1 protein-coding gene is annotated in these 497 nt (G+C 39.8%); it reads right to left on the reverse strand.

Annotated features, from left to right (window positions below):
* A partial coding sequence (locus HC175_RS17710) for an N-6 DNA methylase (protein ID WP_168139596.1) occupies positions 1-497 on the reverse strand: 497 nt, incomplete at both ends.

Below are 497 nucleotides of genomic sequence, written 5' to 3' on the forward strand. Positions count from 1 at the left end.
TAATCATTACTTTTAATCTCCTCAATTGATACTACTCGCATAAACTTCTCAACATCGGAGTATGCATCATAAGCTTCAACTATACTTAAAACATGAGTTTCAAGTAATTCGTTTTGGTTCTTACCTTCCTTAAAACCGTTACTGGCATCAATTATGGTCACCCTTCCTTTTTGGTCTTCGGTTTTGTTTTTATTAATTATCCATATGGATGCTGGAATACCAGTGTTGTAGAAAAGTTTAGCTGGTAGACCTACAACACCTTCAACAAGGTCTGCCTTTAATAAAGCTTTACGAATCTTACCTTCACTTGACCCACGAAACAGTGTCCCGTGCGGTAACACTACACCAGCTTTACCATCCTGTTTCAGTACCGCAATCATATGTTGGAGGAAGGCCAGGTCAGCATATCCACGTGGTGGAATACCGTACTGGAATCTACCGTACGGGTCCGTTACCTTAGTTTTATAATCTGGGGTAACCTTTTTCTCTTTACCGTT

The sequence above is a fragment of the Salinimicrobium oceani genome (genome assembly GCF_012037645.1).